The organism is Ruegeria faecimaris (genome assembly GCF_900182615.1).
Taxonomy (GTDB): Bacteria; Pseudomonadota; Alphaproteobacteria; order Rhodobacterales; family Rhodobacteraceae; genus Ruegeria; species Ruegeria faecimaris.
The window spans coordinates 37,646-54,198 of sequence record NZ_FXTE01000001.1 but is presented as its reverse complement, the minus strand read 5'-3'; the positions used below and the strand labels follow the sequence as shown (position 1 = coordinate 54,198).

At 57.8% G+C, this 16,553-nt stretch carries 14 protein-coding genes; 12 read left to right on the top strand and 2 right to left on the bottom strand.

Annotation, left to right across the window (positions count from 1 at the left end; genetic code table 11):
* Positions 1-7 precede the first annotated feature (7 nt).
* From FN806_RS00250 to mdoH, 7 genes are all read left to right on the top strand, one after another.
* On the top strand, positions 8-466 hold the full coding sequence (locus tag FN806_RS00250; RefSeq protein WP_142632870.1) for a DUF302 domain-containing protein: 459 nt from the start codon (positions 8-10) through the stop codon (positions 464-466).
* 77 nt (positions 467-543) lie between these two features.
* Positions 544-2,163 carry a thiamine pyrophosphate-binding protein gene (locus tag FN806_RS00245; protein WP_142632868.1) on the top strand — a complete coding sequence of 540 codons (1,620 nt, stop codon included), beginning with the start codon at positions 544-546 and terminating at the stop codon, positions 2,161-2,163.
* Positions 2,150-3,334, top strand: a complete 1,185-nt coding sequence (locus FN806_RS00240) for a CaiB/BaiF CoA transferase family protein (RefSeq protein ID WP_142632866.1) — start codon at positions 2,150-2,152, stop codon at positions 3,332-3,334. The genes FN806_RS00245 and FN806_RS00240 overlap by 14 nt, the downstream gene beginning before the upstream one ends.
* A gap of 181 nt (positions 3,335-3,515) precedes the next feature.
* On the top strand, positions 3,516-4,886 hold the full coding sequence (locus FN806_RS00235; protein WP_142632864.1) for a tetratricopeptide repeat protein: 1,371 nt from the start codon (positions 3,516-3,518) through the stop codon (positions 4,884-4,886).
* 34 nt (positions 4,887-4,920) lie between these two features.
* Positions 4,921-6,138 (top strand): OpgC family protein, encoded by a 1,218-nt coding sequence (locus FN806_RS00230; protein WP_142632862.1) that lies wholly within the window; start codon positions 4,921-4,923, stop codon positions 6,136-6,138.
* Positions 6,135-7,634 carry an OpgD/OpgG family glucan biosynthesis protein gene (locus FN806_RS00225; protein WP_142632860.1) on the top strand — a complete coding sequence of 500 codons (1,500 nt, stop codon included), beginning with the start codon at positions 6,135-6,137 and terminating at the stop codon, positions 7,632-7,634. The genes FN806_RS00230 and FN806_RS00225 overlap by 4 nt, the downstream gene beginning before the upstream one ends.
* The gene (gene mdoH, locus FN806_RS00220) at positions 7,631-9,499 is read left to right on the top strand and encodes a glucans biosynthesis glucosyltransferase MdoH (protein WP_142632858.1); all 1,869 of its coding nucleotides are present in this window, start codon (positions 7,631-7,633) and stop codon (positions 9,497-9,499) included. Before FN806_RS00225 ends, mdoH begins: the two co-directional genes overlap by 4 nt.
* Here mdoH and FN806_RS00215 read toward each other — a convergent pair whose 3' ends face one another.
* Together FN806_RS00215 and FN806_RS00210 are read right to left on the bottom strand one after the other, a co-directional pair.
* A complete protein-coding gene (locus FN806_RS00215) occupies positions 9,500-10,315 on the bottom strand; it encodes a CE1 family esterase (RefSeq protein ID WP_142632856.1) in 816 nt (271 codons plus the stop codon).
* On the bottom strand, positions 10,312-10,785 hold the full coding sequence (locus FN806_RS00210; protein WP_142632854.1) for a rhodanese-like domain-containing protein: 474 nt from the start codon (positions 10,783-10,785) through the stop codon (positions 10,312-10,314). The genes FN806_RS00215 and FN806_RS00210 overlap by 4 nt, the downstream gene beginning before the upstream one ends.
* Positions 10,786-11,011: 226 nt before the next feature.
* Here FN806_RS00210 and FN806_RS00205 point away from each other — a divergent pair, with 226 nt between their 5' ends.
* The 5 genes from FN806_RS00205 to FN806_RS00185 are packed head-to-tail and all read left to right on the top strand — an operon-like array spanning position 11,012 to position 16,548.
* A complete protein-coding gene (locus FN806_RS00205; RefSeq protein ID WP_142635065.1) occupies positions 11,012-13,885 on the top strand; it encodes a monovalent cation/H+ antiporter subunit A in 2,874 nt (957 codons plus the stop codon).
* Positions 13,885-14,244 carry a Na+/H+ antiporter subunit C gene (locus FN806_RS00200; protein ID WP_142632852.1) on the top strand — a complete coding sequence of 120 codons (360 nt, stop codon included), beginning with the start codon at positions 13,885-13,887 and terminating at the stop codon, positions 14,242-14,244. The genes FN806_RS00205 and FN806_RS00200 overlap by 1 nt, the downstream gene beginning before the upstream one ends.
* A complete protein-coding gene (locus FN806_RS00195) occupies positions 14,241-15,785 on the top strand; it encodes a monovalent cation/H+ antiporter subunit D (protein WP_142632850.1) in 1,545 nt (514 codons plus the stop codon). Before FN806_RS00200 ends, FN806_RS00195 begins: the two co-directional genes overlap by 4 nt.
* Positions 15,782-16,282: a Na+/H+ antiporter subunit E gene (locus FN806_RS00190; protein ID WP_142632848.1), complete on the top strand. Its 501-nt coding sequence runs from the start codon at positions 15,782-15,784 to the stop codon at positions 16,280-16,282. The genes FN806_RS00195 and FN806_RS00190 overlap by 4 nt, the downstream gene beginning before the upstream one ends.
* Positions 16,279-16,548, top strand: a complete 270-nt coding sequence (locus tag FN806_RS00185; RefSeq protein ID WP_142632846.1) for a K+/H+ antiporter subunit F — start codon at positions 16,279-16,281, stop codon at positions 16,546-16,548. The genes FN806_RS00190 and FN806_RS00185 overlap by 4 nt, the downstream gene beginning before the upstream one ends.
* The last annotated feature ends 5 nt before the right edge of the window (positions 16,549-16,553 follow it).

Sequence of the window (16,553 nt, the reverse complement as noted above, 5' to 3'; positions counted from 1 at the left end):
CCTCTGGATGAAACTGCTTTGGACTGTCTTCGCCCTGCTGGCTCTGCCCGCCTGGGCCGACGAACCGCTCTCGGGATGGGCCGTGTATCCAACGGGCAAAAGCTATGATGAATTGGTCTCGGACACCAAATCGGCGGTTAAGGCAAACGGTCTGATCGTTGTCACGCAGGCCGGCCCCACCAAAGCCGCCGCCGCGCGGGGGATTACAATCCCAGGCAATCTGGTGATCGGCGCCTTCAACAATGACTATGCGGTGCGCGTGCTGGAAACCTCGGTGCGCGCAATGATCGAAGCACCGATCCGGTTTTACGTGACTGAAAACGAGGACGGCACCGCCACCCTGTCCTATAAAACGCCCAGCTTTGTATTCGCGCCCTATATCTATGAGGGAAGAGACCCCCTGAGGGACATTGCCCAGGAATTGGATGACACCTTTCAGATCGTGGCCGAAGCCGCTGTCAAATAGTCACACTGGCGTGATGCGCCTTGCGTCCGGGTCTGTCCTCCGCAATCTGCGTTGAAACAGTTTTCGGAGCTTTACTGATGCAGGACTCGTCGCCCCGCGCTGCGGACATTCTGGCCCAACGGCTTTATGAGGCTGGCTGCCGCCACGCTTTTGGCATGCCAGGTGGCGAGGTGCTGACCCTAGTGGATGCGTTGGAAAAGGCTGGAATAACCTTTCACCTGACCAAACACGAGAACGCGGCTGGCTTTATGGCCGAGGCGGTGCATCACCGCGACGGTGCCCCGGCCATTCTGGTGGCCACACTCGGTCCAGGCGCGATGAACGGGATCAATGTGGTCGCCAATGCGTTGCAGGACCGGGTGCCAATGATCGTGCTGACCGGCTGTGTCGACGCAGATGAGGCGCTGACATACACCCATCAGGTCATGGATCACGCACGGGTCTATCGCTCGATCACCAAAGGGACATTCATGCTGACCGCCAAAGGCGCGGATATTATCGCAGACAAAGCGGTGTCGCTCGCCAGTCAGCCGCGCCCAGGGCCGGTGCATATCGACGTGCCGATTTCGGTTGCGGATGCGCCTGTGACCGATGTCAAACGCCGCCGTCTTGTCAAACCTGCCGCCGTCGCGCCCGAGGGGGATTGCGTTGAAAAAGCCCGCCGCTGGGTGGCACAGGCCGAACGGCCCATCGCGATTATCGGCCTGGATGTTCTATACGACGACTCACGCAATGTGGTGCAGGCGTTCCTTGAACATTTTGGCATTCCTTTTGTGACAACCTACAAGGCCAAGGGCGTGGTTCCCGAGGATCATCCACTGTGCCTTGGCGGCGCGGGCCTGTCGCCGCTTGCTGACACCCATCTGGTGCCGCTGGTTGAACAGGCCGATCTGGTGTTGTGTCTGGGCTATGACCCGATCGAAATGCGCCCTGGCTGGCGCGAGATATGGGACCCCGAAGAAAAGCGCGTCATCGACATTTCGGCGGTTCCGAACGATCACTACATGCATCAGGCCGGGTTGAACCTGGTGGCTGATACCGGCGCGACCCTCGAGGCCGTTGCAAAGGGCAACCCTGCCCGCGCCACCTGGCCCGGCGGTGAGCCCGAACAGGTTCGGGCCGCCCTGGCGCGAGCCTTCCCTACTGATGACGTATGGGGTCCCGCCGCGGTAATTGCGGAAACCCGCGCGGTTCTTCCTGCCGAGACATTGGCCACCGCTGACAGTGGCGCACATCGCATCCTTCTCAGCCAGATGTGGGGATGTTCCGAAGAACGCGGGCTGATCCAATCTTCAGCGCTCTGCACCATGGGCTGCGCTCTGCCAATGGCCATCGGGCTGAAACTGGCCGAACCCACGCGCCCGGTCATCAGCTTTTCCGGCGATGCCGGGTTCCTGATGGTCGCCGGAGAACTGTCGACCGTTGCCGAGATGGGTGGTAACCCGATTTTCCTGGTGTTCGTCGACGCCAGCCTTGCCCTGATCGAATTGAAACAGCGTCAGCGGCAAATGGGGAACGTAGGCGTCGATTTCGACCGCCACGACTTTGCAGCTATGGGCCGGGCCTTCGGTGGGAATGGTCACACGGTGCGCACCCGCGCCGAACTGAGGGATGCTCTGGAAGCGGCAACCAAGTCTGATAGGTTCACCGTAATCGCTGCTGAGATTGACCGCGGAGGATATGATGGCCGGATCTGAAGGACCGCTGAAGGGCGTCAAGGTTCTGGACCTGTCCCGCATTCTGGCCGGACCGACCTGCACACAGTTGCTGGGCGATTTGGGTGCCAGCGTTATCAAGATCGAAAACCCTGCCACTAAAGGGGACGACACGCGCCAGTGGGGCCCACCCTATGTCGCTGATGCCGACGGGGTTCCATCGGATCTTAGTGCCTATTTCATGTCAGCCAACCGCAACAAGAAATCGGTCGCCATCGACATCACCACACCCGAAGGTCAGGCGGAAATTCGGCGGCTGGCCTCGTTTGCGGACATCCTGATCGAGAATTTCAAACCCGGCGGGCTTGCGAAATACGGGCTGGATTACAAATCGCTCTCGCAGGAATTCCCTAGCCTCGTCTATTGTTCGATCTCAGGCTACGGGCAGGATGGGCCTAACGCATCAAAGCCCGGATATGATCTGATGGCGCAGGGCTATGGCGGTGTCATGTCTCTGACCGGCGATCCCCAAGGGGCGCCGATGAAAGTTGGAGTTGGTATCGCTGATGTCATGTGCGGTATGTATGCCTGCGTTGGCATTTTGGCAGCATTGCGCCATCGGGACCAGACCGGAGAGGGACAGCAAATTGATCTGGCTCTGGTCGATTCCCAGATTGCGTGGCTGATCAATGAAGGCGTGAATTATCTGACATCCGGCAATGTGCCACAACGCCGTGGGAATGGTCATCCAAATATCGTTCCATATGACGTTTACGAAACCGCTGATGGCCATGTGATCCTTGCTGTAGGTAATGACAGTCAGTTCCGCCGGTTCTGCGAATTCATCGACCAACCTGATCTGGCGGATGACGTCCGCTTTGCGACGAATCCGGCGCGGCTGGAAAACCGGGATGCGTTGAACGCCCTATTGCGCCCTGCGGTTCAGTCATATGACACAACAACCGTCATCGCAGAACTTGAGGCACGCAAAGTACCAGTTGGGCCGGTCCAGACCCTGGATCAGGTTTTTGACACCGAGCAGGTCGCGGCGCGGCAAATGCAGATCGCGATGCAGGCTGCCCCGGCCGAGGTAAAACTGATCGGAAACCCGCTGAAATTGTCGCGGACACCGGTTACCTACCGGACGGCTCCGCCACAGTTCGGAGCGGACACTGCAGCAGTCTTGAACGCGAAGAACCCATTTGAAGATTGAAACACAATGCCTTACTAGGCGGCATATTGCTGAAACATGCCGTTGAATCGGCGGATTTTTTCACGTTTTCCACACACAGCTTTTCACCAATTCGAGAGCAGGGCCGATACTGATACGACCCCGCCTGACTCTCTGCTAAATCGAATAAAGTAATAAATCGCAAATGGATTGGATCCCGCGCATGAAACAAGATGTTTTCGGACAGATGAACACTCTTTGCCATTCGGCCAGTGTCGAGGCGTGGAATGGTGTTCTGCTTGGTTTCATGGCGCATTCAGCTGTCACACCCCTGCATCTGGGCAAAGTGCTAGAGCTTGAGCCCGATTTCGCGCTTGGTCACGCCGTCAAAGGCCTGTTCCTGGTCTTGCTGGGCCGGCGAGAGATGATGCCAGTTGCAGCGGAAGCGTTGAATGCTGCCAACACCGCTATGGATCGCCAACCGGTAACTGATCGCGAGCGGCTTTATGTCGACGCGTTGGCCCTTTACCTGTCCGACCTGCCCTCACATGCAATCCAGAAGTTTGAAGAAATTCTGCGCCTCCACCCACAGGACTCGCTGGCGATGAAACTCAGCCACGCAACACGGTTTGTCTTGGGAGATGCCGCTGGTATGCGACGGTCGATCGAACGTGTCCTGCCTGCTTATGAACCCGACCACGCCGGCCGCGGATATCTTCTGGGGTGCCATTCCTTCGCGCTTGAGGAAACCGGGGCCTATGAAAAAGCCGAAATCGCCGGACGTCAGGCACTGTGGATGGTGTCGGATGATGCCTGGGGTCTGCACGCAGTGGCCCATGTGCACGAGATGACCGGCAATGCGCAGCAAGGTCTTGATTGGCTGGCCGGACGCGAGGATGCCTGGGCGCATTGCAACAACTTTCGCTATCATGTCTGGTGGCACAAGGCGCTGATGCATCTGGACCTGGGTCAGGTCGATCAGGTTATGGAACTGTATGACCAGTATGTCCGGCAGGACAAAACCGACGATTACCGTGACATATCGAATGCCACGTCGCTTTTGTCCCGGCTCGAGCTTGAGGGCGTCAAAGTTGGAAATCGCTGGGAGGAACTGGCCGACCTCAGCGCCGCCCGGACCGAAGATGGCTGCCTGATCTTCGCCGATCTTCACTATCTGCTGGCCCTGACCGGCGACAACCGGACCGAAGCGACCGGCAAAATGCTGCAGCGCATCCAGAAAGATGCCCAGCGCAATCAGGGCGACACTCCGATCCGGATGTCGGATCCCGGTATTGCCGCAGCCAAAGGGCTTGAGGCTTTTGGCGACGGCCTTTACGGCGAAGCATTTGATTTCCTGTCGAATGCACGGGACGGAATGCAACTGGCCGGTGGTAGCCACGCCCAACGTGATGTATTCGAGCGCATCACTATTGATTCCGGCCTGCGTGCCGGCCGTTTGGATGCTGTCGAGCGCATTCTAGACGACCGCCGTGCCAAGCGGGCCGGGGGTGAGGACAATTATGCTATGGCGCGCCGCGCATTGATCGACGCGGCTCGCGATAACCAAGACGCACAAAGCGTTCCGGCAGAATAACAAAACAAAAAGACTGAAGAAGGACAGAACTCGTATGGCGACTCTATCGCCCGCTTCTGATTTTGCACCTGTGGCAGCCACCTCGGCCGCCCCTGTTAGTACGCGCGACCCGCGTCTGGATTTCTATCGCGGAATCGCGATGTTCATCATCCTGATTGCGCATATTCCCAACGACCCCTGGGCCAAGTGGATCCCTGCCCGGTTTGGTTTTTCGGATGCAACCGAGATTTTTGTTTTTTGTTCGGGCATGGCCTCGGCCATCGCCTTTGGCGGCGCGTTCCTGCGCAAGGGCTGGTGGATGGGCACTGCGCGGGTATCATACCGGATCTGGCAGGTTTACTGGGCGCATATCGGCCTGTTCTTCTTTGTCGCGATGACGATGGCTGCGCTGAATCAATCAGGCCTGTTTGAGAAGAACTACATCTCGTCCCTGAACCTGCAGCATTTCTTCAATGATCCTGCTCCGCAGATCGTCGGCCTGTTCACCCTGACCTACGTGCCGAATTATTTCGACATTCTACCCATGTATCTGGTGGTTCTTGCAATGATGCCGCTGTTTATGGGCCTGTCCCGCATCGGATTCTGGGCGGTTGCAGCCACATCCGTTGCTATCTGGCTCGTGGCGCAGACCGACGTTCTGGACCTGCCCGCCGAGCCCTGGTCGGATCGTCAGTGGTTCTTTAACCCTTTTGGCTGGCAGTTGCTTTTCTTTACTGGCTTTGCATTCATGCGCGGCTGGATCCCGGCCCCTCCGGTGTCAAAAACGTTGATTTGGGCAGCGGCGCTGTTCCTGATCTTTTCAATGCCTTTCGGGTCGTGGAAAGTGTTCACATGGGTGAATGCCGCAGCCCCGGATTTGGCCGATGAAATCCGCAAAGTCTGGCCCATCACGAAGGAATTCCGCGACAAGACCGATTTCGGTCTGTTTCGCTACATGCATTTCCTGTCGCTGGCCTATCTGGGCTGGGTCGCTGCTGGCGAGCATGGACACCGCCTGATCGCAACCGGTCAGAGCGCAGGCGCCAAAGCTTGGCAAATCGTGCTGACCCTGGTCACCAAAGTGGGTCAGCAATCACTTGCCGTATTCGTATTTTCCATGGCAGCAGCACGACTTATCGGCGTTGGGCTCGATTTGTTTGGGCGGGATTTTGCCACTGTCTTTGTCGCTAATATGATTGGCTTTGCCATGATCATCAGCGTGGCCTATTTGGCCGCGTGGTTTAAGTCACAACCCTGGAAATCAAAGAAATGAAATTCACACGTCGCGCATTTCTGGCCACGACTTCGGCGCTTGCCTTCGCCCCGGCCACCTTTGCCGTGGGCGGAGAGGTCCCGTTTGACCGCAGTGACGTGATCTCGCTGGCCCGCGAGTTGGCCGCAAAGCCCTTTGCCGAGCGCGAGATGGTCCCGCAGGAATGGCAGGACCTGACCTATGAGCAATACCGCTCGATCCGGTTCCGCCTGGATCGTGCGCTTTGGTTCGAATCTGAGACGCCTTTCAACGTAGATTTCTTTACGCCCGGGCTTTATTTTCCGCGTACGGTTCAGGTCTCGACCGTCGAAAACGGCATGGCAAAACCCGTAGCCTTCGATCTGTCGATGTTTGACAAGTCGACCGAGGTCCCTCAGTTGCCCGTCGACGACACGCTGGGTTTTTCGGGCCTGCGCCTGCGGACTGAAATGCACCGCCCCGGAAAAACCGATGAGTTCTGTGTGTTTCAAGGCGCCAGCTATTTCCGCGCCATCGGCCTGCACGAGGTCTATGGCCTGTCGGCCCGCGGTTTGGCCCTGAAAACCGGCGACCCGGACGGTGAGGAATTCCCTGAATTCATCCGTTTCTGGCTGGAACGTCCCAAGCCCGGTCAGCGCAACATGGTGGTTCATGCCCTGATGGACAGCCTCAGCGTGACCGGTGCCTATCGGTTCAACGTCACGGCCGGCGCGGATTGCGTGATGGAGGTCGAGGCGACGCTGTTCCCACGCACCGAATTGACCCATGTCGGCATTGCACCCGGCACGTCGATGTTCCTGTTCGATCAGACCAATCACAGCCGTTTCGACGATTTCCGCCCTGCTGTGCATGACAGCGACGGGCTGCTGATCCGCAACGGCGCTGGCGAGGTCCTGTGGCGGCCTCTGGCAAACCCGACCCGCCTGCAGTTCTCGTCCTTTGTCGACATGAACCCGCGCGGGTTTGGCCTGATGCAGCGCAAACGGGCGTTCTCGGATTATGCCGATCTTGAGGCGAGTTACCACAAACGCCCCGGCCTCTGGGTCGAGCCAACTGGCGATTGGGGCAAAGGCGCGGTCACTCTGGTCGAAATCCCGGCTGATCAGGAAATCTACGACAATATCGTCGCCTATTGGCGCCCGATGGAGCCCTATGCGGCCGGAAGCCAGGTGGACCTGTCCTACCGCCTGATCTGGGGTGAGGAACCAGAGCGCACCCCGATGCCACGCGTGATCAACACCGCGATGGGTGACAACACATTTGGTCACGGCCGTCTTGCAGTGATTGACTTTGAGGCCAGCGAGCTATTCGACGAACCTGAGGCGATGACGATCTTTGTGGACTCGCCCCATGCAGAGACCTCGGAAGGCGTCCTACAGCGCAACCCCGATACTGGCGGCCTGCGGTTGGCCTTTTCCTTCGAGCCGGGAGACCGGAACCATGTGGAACTGCGCGCACAGTTGCTGAAAGACAAGCAGCCTGCCTCCGAAGTCTGGCTGTATCGTTGGACATCATGAGCAACGATCTGCATATCATGCCGCCTGAGGCACCCCTGGCGATGCCGGAGCAGAATTTCAGCGCTGGGTTCCATGACGCTCAGGCGCCCGGCAGTAGGCAGGCATCTGCGGGATTCTGGCGTGCGCTGGCGTTCTCGCCTGCGATGGCGGCTACGCTGGGCCTGCTTTGGGTCATGGCCGACTGGTTCGGTGCCGAAGGGATCAACCTGATCGAAGCGATTCTGTTGGCTCTGATCTCATTCAACTTTTTCTGGATCTCTTTCACGGTCTGCACCGTGTTGTTGGGTATGATTTCCCTGTCGCGGCAGGAACAGCCCAAACGTCAGCGCCGCCCACAGGCGCTGCGCGTCGCGCTTCTTATGCCGGTCTATAATGAAGTACCCTGGAACGTGCTGGGCAACGCCCGAACCATGCTGGAAGACCTGCGCGCGCGGGATGGTCAGCACCACTATGCGATGTTCATCCTCTCTGACACCCGCGACCCCGAGATCGCGGCACAGGAACAAGCCAGCGTCGAAGCGTTGCGCACCACCCTCGCGCCGGGACTGGAACTGTATTACCGTCGGCGAGAACAGAACACAGACCGCAAGGTCGGAAATATCGCAGATTGGGTCAGCCGTTGGGGTGCGGATTGGGATGCGATGCTCGTGCTGGATGCCGACAGCCTGATGACCGGCCGCGCCATCCTGCGCCTGACAGATTCTCTGGCGCGAGACCCCGGTGCGGGCCTGATCCAGAGTTACCCTCAGTTAATTGGCGCTCAGTCGGTTTTTGCTCGGATGCAGCAATTTGCCAATGGTGTTTATGGTATCGCCTTCGCCGAAGGTCTAGCCCGCTGGTGTGGTCAGGAAGGTAACTATTGGGGCCATAACGCGATCATCCGCACCAAGGCTTTTGCCAACTGCGCGGGGCTGCCAAGACTGCGCGCAATGAATGGTCAGGAAAAACTGATCATGAGCCACGATTTCGTCGAGGCCGGCCTCATGCGTCGCGCCGGATGGGGCGTGCGGTTCCTACCGCGCATCCGAGGATCCTATGAAGAAACCCCACCAACGCTGATCGACCACGCGTTGCGTGACCGGCGCTGGTGTCAGGGCAATTTGCAACACCTGAAGTTGTTGGGCTCAACCGGATTCCGCGCTGTGTCGCGGTTCCACATGTTCCATGGAGCAGTCGGATATCTGATGTCGCCGCTGTGGTTTGCCTTGCTGGTGATGTGGGCGCTGATCGGTCAGGGCGAGGATGCCTCGGTCTTGCATTATTTCAGCCCCGACAATCCGCTGTTCCCGCAATGGCCCGAGATGTCGGAAACCCGCCACGTGCTGATCATTCTGGTCATGTATGCTATGTTGCTGGCCCCCAAGGTACTTGGCGTGCTTGCCCTGCCACTTAGCGGTGTGCGCTATGCGGATTTCGGTGGCGCAGGTAAATTCATGACCTCATTCATCTCGGAAGTCATCCTGTCGATCCTCTATGCGCCGATCCTTATGGTGCAACAGATGATCGCCGTCTTCCGGACAATTCTTGGTATTCAAAAAGGCTGGTCTCCTCAGGCACGGGATGGTGGCAGCTATGGCCTACGGACGCTGATCTTATGTCACACGCTGGAAACTATCAGCGGTATAGCCTTGGGCGCCGGCATCCTATCGGGTCTGGTGTCAATCTGGCTGGCTCCGATTGCCATAAGCCTGGCCTTTGCCATCCCGCTTTCCGCACTCAGCGGCGTTTCAACCTCACCGGCGCGGCGCATGGTCGGAATGAAAGAAGATGTTCAGGAACCGGCAATCACCCGGTCCGCCCGTCTCCACAGGGATGAATTGAAGCGCCTGGTCGAAGGCAAAACCGTCATGACTCCTGCCGAGTGATCAACCACCCGGCAGGCCCTCGTACCACTCTACCATCATATCCGACCATCCCTGCGGCACGTTGTGACCACCTGGGAAAAGTGCGAATTCCAACATCGCGCCATCGGCGCATCCGGTCCATCTGCGACGCATGAATTGCCCGGTCGTGGAAAATCCGCTGGGTTTGGTATCGGCGCATTCGTTTGCGACCCGCCAAATTTCCAGACCGGCAAAGATATCGCCCTGATGGAATCGACCACCGCCCAAAAGACGCCCTTCCAGCGGGACTACATTGTCGATCCAGCCATGGGTGTGAAACATGCGCACCGGGCCATCGCAGGCCTCGGGATGCGGTCGCCAAAACCCACCTGAAACCGGAGCATAGGCCGAAAACGTATCCGGCGCCGCGCAGGCGAGGTAGTAGACCATGAAGGCCCCCGCAGAAAACCCGCCCAACACGACGTGGTCATCATCGACCCCGAACCGGTCCGACGCATCCTGAACCACCTCGCGCAGAAAAGCCGTTTCGTCACGCCCTTCCCAACCCGGGAAGAAATTCCAGCTTTGGCGGCCGTTACGCTCGGACCCCTCCGGTGCCATAACCGCATATCCGCGCGCAAGCAGAGGATCAACCAAGCTGCGGTTCTTCAGCGTTCCGGTCGCAGTCCCGCCATAACCGTGCAGAAACACCACCAGCGGTGGGTTTTCGGTTTCGGGAAGTTCGATATGGTACCCACCCGACGGCGTTTCGCACATGTCTTCCTGATCGACACAGGCGGCCATTCCTGCATTCGCGATCACGGCCATCCCGACCGACAGAAACAAGCTTCGGATCATTCTGCTTTCCCATCATAGTGTTGAACCGGCAGGCCTGCCCGGACCCAGCCCGGCCCTGCTGCTGAGCCTAACATACCCTCGGGCACGTCGATGATATTTGCGAACCCCGCCTCGGACAGCTGGTTGCTCAGCCGGGCCGAGCGCACACCGCGCGCGCAGATCAGGGCGATTGGGGCATCGTGGTCTCCGCCGACAATCTGCAGCAGCGCCTCTTCAAAATCATCGCGACGCATGTCTAGGGGATGCGCGCCTTCGCCCACGCCCGAGGCATCCCATTCGCGTGGGGTACGGATGTCCACCAAAAATATATCTCCAAGCCTAGCTTGTTGATGCGCATCCCCGACACTGATCCGACCGCCCGCATAGCTCTGCGGGATCAGGCGGTATTCACGGACTGCAAAACCGCCCAGAACAGCAGCCGCACCAAACAGCAGAACCTTTCGCCGTGTCCGGTTTGCCCCAGCAGCCACTGTAATCCCTCCTGATCCGATGCGGTCCTATGTATCACAGCAGCTTATCCAGTTCCGTGTCGAAATTAACCTGTCTGTTCAAGTTCGTGTCATCGCCGCTTTACCTGTACCATCCCCTACCTTGGGGCCCCTGAACAGGCAGAATGGCTTGCAATCGCTGGACACTCCGCGAATTATCCTTACAAAATCAATAGCACTTTTGACCGCCCAGACCGGAGTATCGCAGTTGTCCCTATTCCTCATCGCGGCCCTTCCCTTCCTCGGAGCTGTATTCCCAGCCCTTTTGATCCGGGCTGGACGAAACGCAGCAGCCTCGGCCGCTGGGTTGACCACTTTTCTGGCGCTGATGGGGCTGTTGATTCACATCCCAACCGTGATGCGCGGCGAGGTCGTTACCGCCCGGTTCGACTGGATTCCGGCACTGGGTCTAAACGCCAATTTCATGTTGGATGGCCTTGGGTTTCTGTTCGCGCTGCTGATCCTTGGCATCGGTTTGCTGATCATCCTCTACGCCCGGTTCTACCTGTCGCGCGAAGACCCGATGGGGCAGTTTTACACCTATTTGCTGCTGTTTCAGGGCGCGATGGTGGGAATCGTTCTGTCGGACAATATCCTGCTTTTGCTGATATTCTGGGAACTTACCTCGCTTAGTTCATTCCTTTTGATCGGATATTGGAAACACCTCCCCGAGGGACGACAGGGCGCACGTATGGCGCTGGCTGTGACCGGCTCTGGCGGCTTGGCGATGATTGCGGGGATGCTGATCCTGGGCAATATCGTTGGCTCTTATGACCTAAGCGTCATTCTCCAGAACAAAGAGCTAATCCAGTCTTCACCCTATTACATGCCAGCGCTGATCCTGATTTTGCTGGGGTGTTTCACCAAATCGGCACAGTTCCCCTTCCATTTCTGGCTGCCACACGCGATGGCCGCCCCTACGCCAGTATCAGCCTATCTGCACTCGGCCACGATGGTGAAGGCAGGGTTGTTCCTGATGGCCCGCATGTGGCCCGTTCTGGCGGGTACTGATGCGTGGTTCTACATTGTGGCCACAACCGGCCTGGTAACCATGCTGATCGGGGCCTGCATCGCCCTGTTCAAAGACGATCTCAAGGCGCTGCTGGCGTTTTCGACCGTGTCCCATCTGGGCCTGATAACCATGCTGCTGGGGTTTGGAACCAAGATCGCCGCCGTTGCTGCCATCTTCCACATCATCAACCATGCGACGTTCAAAGCAGCCCTGTTCATGACCGCCGGGATCGTGGATCACGAGGCCGGGACCCGCGACATCAAGCGACTGGGCGGATTGCGCCATTTGATGCCCATCACCTTCACCATCGGGACGATTGCTGCACTTTCCATGGCCGGTCTGCCCCCACTGAACGGGTTTCTGTCCAAGGAGATGATGCTTGAGGAAACGGTCCACACAACCTGGCTGCATTCGCATTATCTTGTGCCCGGACTGGCGCTGCTGGCGGCCTTGTTCTCTGCAGCTTATTCGTTCCGCTTTGTTGGTCACGTGTTCCTTGGTCCTGTACGCGACGATTACCCAACCCATCCACATGACCCACCGGCCGGGCTTTGGCTTGCACCCGCTTTCCTTGTCGTGCTTGTCGTCCTGATCGGTCTTTATTCCAACGCCATCGTAGGTCCGCTGGTGGCGGTTGTTTCAAGTGCGGTAATCGGGGGCGAGAAACTGCCCTATTATTCGCTGAAACTCTGGCACGGGTTTACGCCTGCCCTATATATGTCCGCGTTCGCGACACTGGGTGGCCTGGCCTTGCTGGCACAGCATCGGCGCGGTGAGTTTATCTGGAATGCGCTGCCCAGACCCGAGGCGAAGACCATTTTTGACGCAGTGATCGCTGCGCTTACGACAACCAGCCGCTGGGTCACAGATACTCTGCATAACGGGGTCCTCAGCCGGTATGCCGCCATCCTAATCGTCTTTACGGTTGGGCTGGGATATTATGCATTCGCCACCGGATCTATTGGCGTTGAAACACGCACGCCCCTACCCGTTCAGATCATTCCGTTCATTGGCTGGATCTGCCTGATCGCCGCGACGCTGGCCATCATGTGGTTTCACCGCAACCGGCTGTTGTCCTTGGTGCTGATCGGGGTCGTGGGCCTGATCGTCTCGATGGCCTTCAACTACCTGTCCGCACCCGACCTTGCCCTGACACAGATTTCTGTCGAGGTAGTGACGATGATCCTGCTGTTGTTGTCACTGAACTTCCTACCCACGGACACGCCCTGGGACAGCAGCGCGGCGCGGCGTTGGCGGGATGCGGCAATTTCGGTCGTGGCAGGCATCGGATCAGGTGCATTGATCTACGCGTTGATGCTGCGGGATTTCGGTTTCCCGAGCATTTCCGAATTCCATCTGGCCAACTCGTATAAGGGCGGCGGAGGCACCAATGTGGTCAACGTGATCCTGGTGGATTTCCGTGGCTTTGATACCTTCGGCGAAATCATCGTTCTGGGCATTGCCGCCCTGATCATCTTTGCCCTGACCGAGGCGGTTCTGGAAACCAATGTCCGGGGGTATTTGCTGAACCGTAAACCGCACTGGCCGCAATCGGGTGACTCTCATCCGTTGATGATGGTCGTGGCGACAAGAGTGATGATGCCGATCGCGCTGATGGTCGGGGCCTATATCTTTTTCCGCGGCCATAACCAGCCAGGTGGAGGGTTCATCGCCGGTCTGGTCGTCGCCATCGCCTATCTGATGCAATATATGGCCAGCGGTTATACCTGGGCCATCGAACGGCAACGGTTCTATTACCACGGCACAATCGGTTGGGGCGTTCTGATCGCCGCAGCAACTGGAATTGGCGCATGGTTCAATGAACGTCCCTTCCTGACCAGCGATTTCGGATATCTGAATTGGCCGCCGCTGGAAGAGTTCGAATGGGCAACCGCCATGCTGTTCGATACCGGTGTGTTCCTTGCGGTTTTAGGCGCGGTGATGCTGGCACTGGATAGCCTGTCCCGCTTGGCCTGGCAGCCCGGCATGGCGCAGGAATTCCCGATGGATATCAACCCGCTGCGGGACGATCCGCCTGAAGAAGAACAAGAAGAAAAGGAGCAGGTCTGATGGAAGCGCTCGTAGCCTCTGCGGTTGGCGTGATGACCGCCGCCGGGATTTTCCTGATCCTGCGTCGCCGGACTTTTCCGGTCATTCTGGGACTGTCTCTACTGACCTATGCGGTGAACGTCTTTTTGTTTGCCACCGGGCGGCTGGCTTTGGACGCGCCGCCGGTTCTGAACAAATATGAAGAGGTCGCCTATACCGATCCCTTGCCGCAGGCCCTGGTGCTGACCGCCATCGTGATTTCATTCGGGATGACTGCGGTGATCGTGATGATCTCGCTTTCGGCTTACCTGTCGGCCAAGGATGACCACATCGACATGGCCGCTCATGACAATACGGACGCGCCGGGAGAAGACGCATGAACCATTGGATCGTTGCGCCAGTCGTCCTGCCCGCGATTCTGGCTCCGTTCATCATCATGGTCCTGCGGTACCACCTTGATTTGCAGCGCATATTCTCGGTCGCCGGTGTCGTGGCACTGCTTGGCATCGCCCTGACAATCACCGCACAGGCCGCAGGTGGAGACATTCTGGTCTATGAGTTGGGCAACTGGCCAGCGCCCTTTGGAATCGTGCTGGTGCTGGATCGGTTATCTGCCATGATGGTCTTGCTGACCGCGCTTTTAGCCCTTCCGATAGTGCTTTATTCAATTGCCTCCGGATGGGATGCACGCGGCAAGCACTTTCATCCCTTATTCCACTTTCAGCTTATGGGCGTATGCGGTGCCTTTCTGACAGGTGACGCCTTTAACCTGTTCGTGTTCTTCGAGGTATTGCTGATCGCGTCCTACGGTTTGATGACGCACGGCGGTGGAGCCGTTCGGCTCAAGGCAGGCGTACAATATGTCGCCTACAACCTTTTGGGCTCAACGCTGTTTTTGTTTGCCCTTGGCACACTCTATTCAGTGACCGGCACGCTGAACATGGCGGATATGGCTGTACGGATTGCCGAGCTTCCGCTCGAAGACACCGCTCTGATAAGAGTGGGTGCTGCCCTGTTGCTGCTGGTATTCTGCATTAAGGCTGCAGTTCTACCGCTGCATTTCTGGCTACCGGCCAGCTATGCGAATGCTCCTATGCCAGTTGCAGCGCTGTTTGCGATCATGACAAAGGTCGGGGCCTACTCGATCTTGCGCATGTACACGCTTGGCTTTGGCCCCGAGGTATTGGTTGCGCATGATCTTGTGATCAACTGGCTGCAACCTGCCGCTTTGGTAACTCTGGCCGTTGGTACAATCGGCATATTGGGCTCACGACACATCGCGCGCCTAGTGGCTTTTTGCGCCATCGCGTCAATGGGTACCCTGCTGATTGCAATTTCCCTGTTCACCGAAACAGCAACCGCCGCCGCTTTGTTCTATATCTACCATTCGACGCTTGCGACGGCGCTGTTGTTCCTGATTGCTGATCTGGTGATCGAGCGGCGCGGAGGCGCGATTGCCCCAAAGCACCCTATGGCACAGACCGGACTGATTTCCGCACTGTTCTTTATTGGTGCGATTGCTTTGGCCGGGATGCCGCCCCTGTCCGGGTTCATTGGCAAACTGCTGGTCCTGGACGCCGCGCGAGATGCACCAGACGCAAATACGGTCTGGGCTGTGGTATTGATCGGCTCATTTGTAACTATAGTAGGGCTAGCCCGCGCCGGAACTTTGATCTTTTGGAAAAGCCATGACGCCAGCTTGGCCACCGACCAAGCCGATACAGCTGACGGCGAGACCGCCTTTCAGGCAGCCCCGGAACCTTCGCCCGGGTTGGCCTTTACGTCGGTATTTGCTTTGATCATCGGTCTGGTCATGCTGACATTGTTTGCCGGGCCTGCAATGAACTACGCTACCAGCACAGCGGAACAGTTGTTTGCACCCGAAAACTACATCTCGGCCGTGTTAGGGGTGGAAGAATGAAAAAACTGCTTCACCGGATATTCCCGCACCCGCATCTGACTTTCCTGCTGACGGTCGTGTGGATTTTGCTGGCAAACACACCATCGCTGAATTCACTGGTGTTTGGCCTTGTGCTGGGGATTATCATCCCCTTCGTCACACAGCCGTATTGGCCAGACCGGCCCATTCTTCGGAATTGGCCGATGATCGCCGAATACATATTGGTGGTTCTATGGGACATTGTTGTCGCCAACATGACAGTTGCTAGGATCATCCTCTTCAAACGGGATTCCGACCGTGAACCGAACTGGGTCTGCATTCCGCTGGAACTGCGCACACCAGAGGCGATTACGGTTCTGGCCGGGACAATCACCATGACCCCCGGCACCGTCAGTTGCGATCTGTCCGCGCAGGGTCACAACCTGCTGGTCCACTGCCTCGATGCGCCAAACCCGGACGAAGTACGCGATCAAATCAAGCAACGATACGAGCGCAGGCTAAAGGAGATTTTCGAATGATCGAGCTAGCAATCTACTTTGCCTTTGCCTGTTTCGGCGCAGCCATCATGATGTGCCTGTGGCGGATCATTACGGCCGATGGAGTGGGCACCCGGGTTCTGGCGCTGGACACGATGGTGATCAACACAATCGCCCTTATGGTGCTTTACGGGCTGTTTCTGGGGACCGAAATCTTCTTCGAGGCTGCCATGATCATCGCCATGCTCGGCTTTGTCTCAACCGTTGCCTACGCGCGTTTTATGCTGCGCGGCAATATCATCGAGTGAGGGCG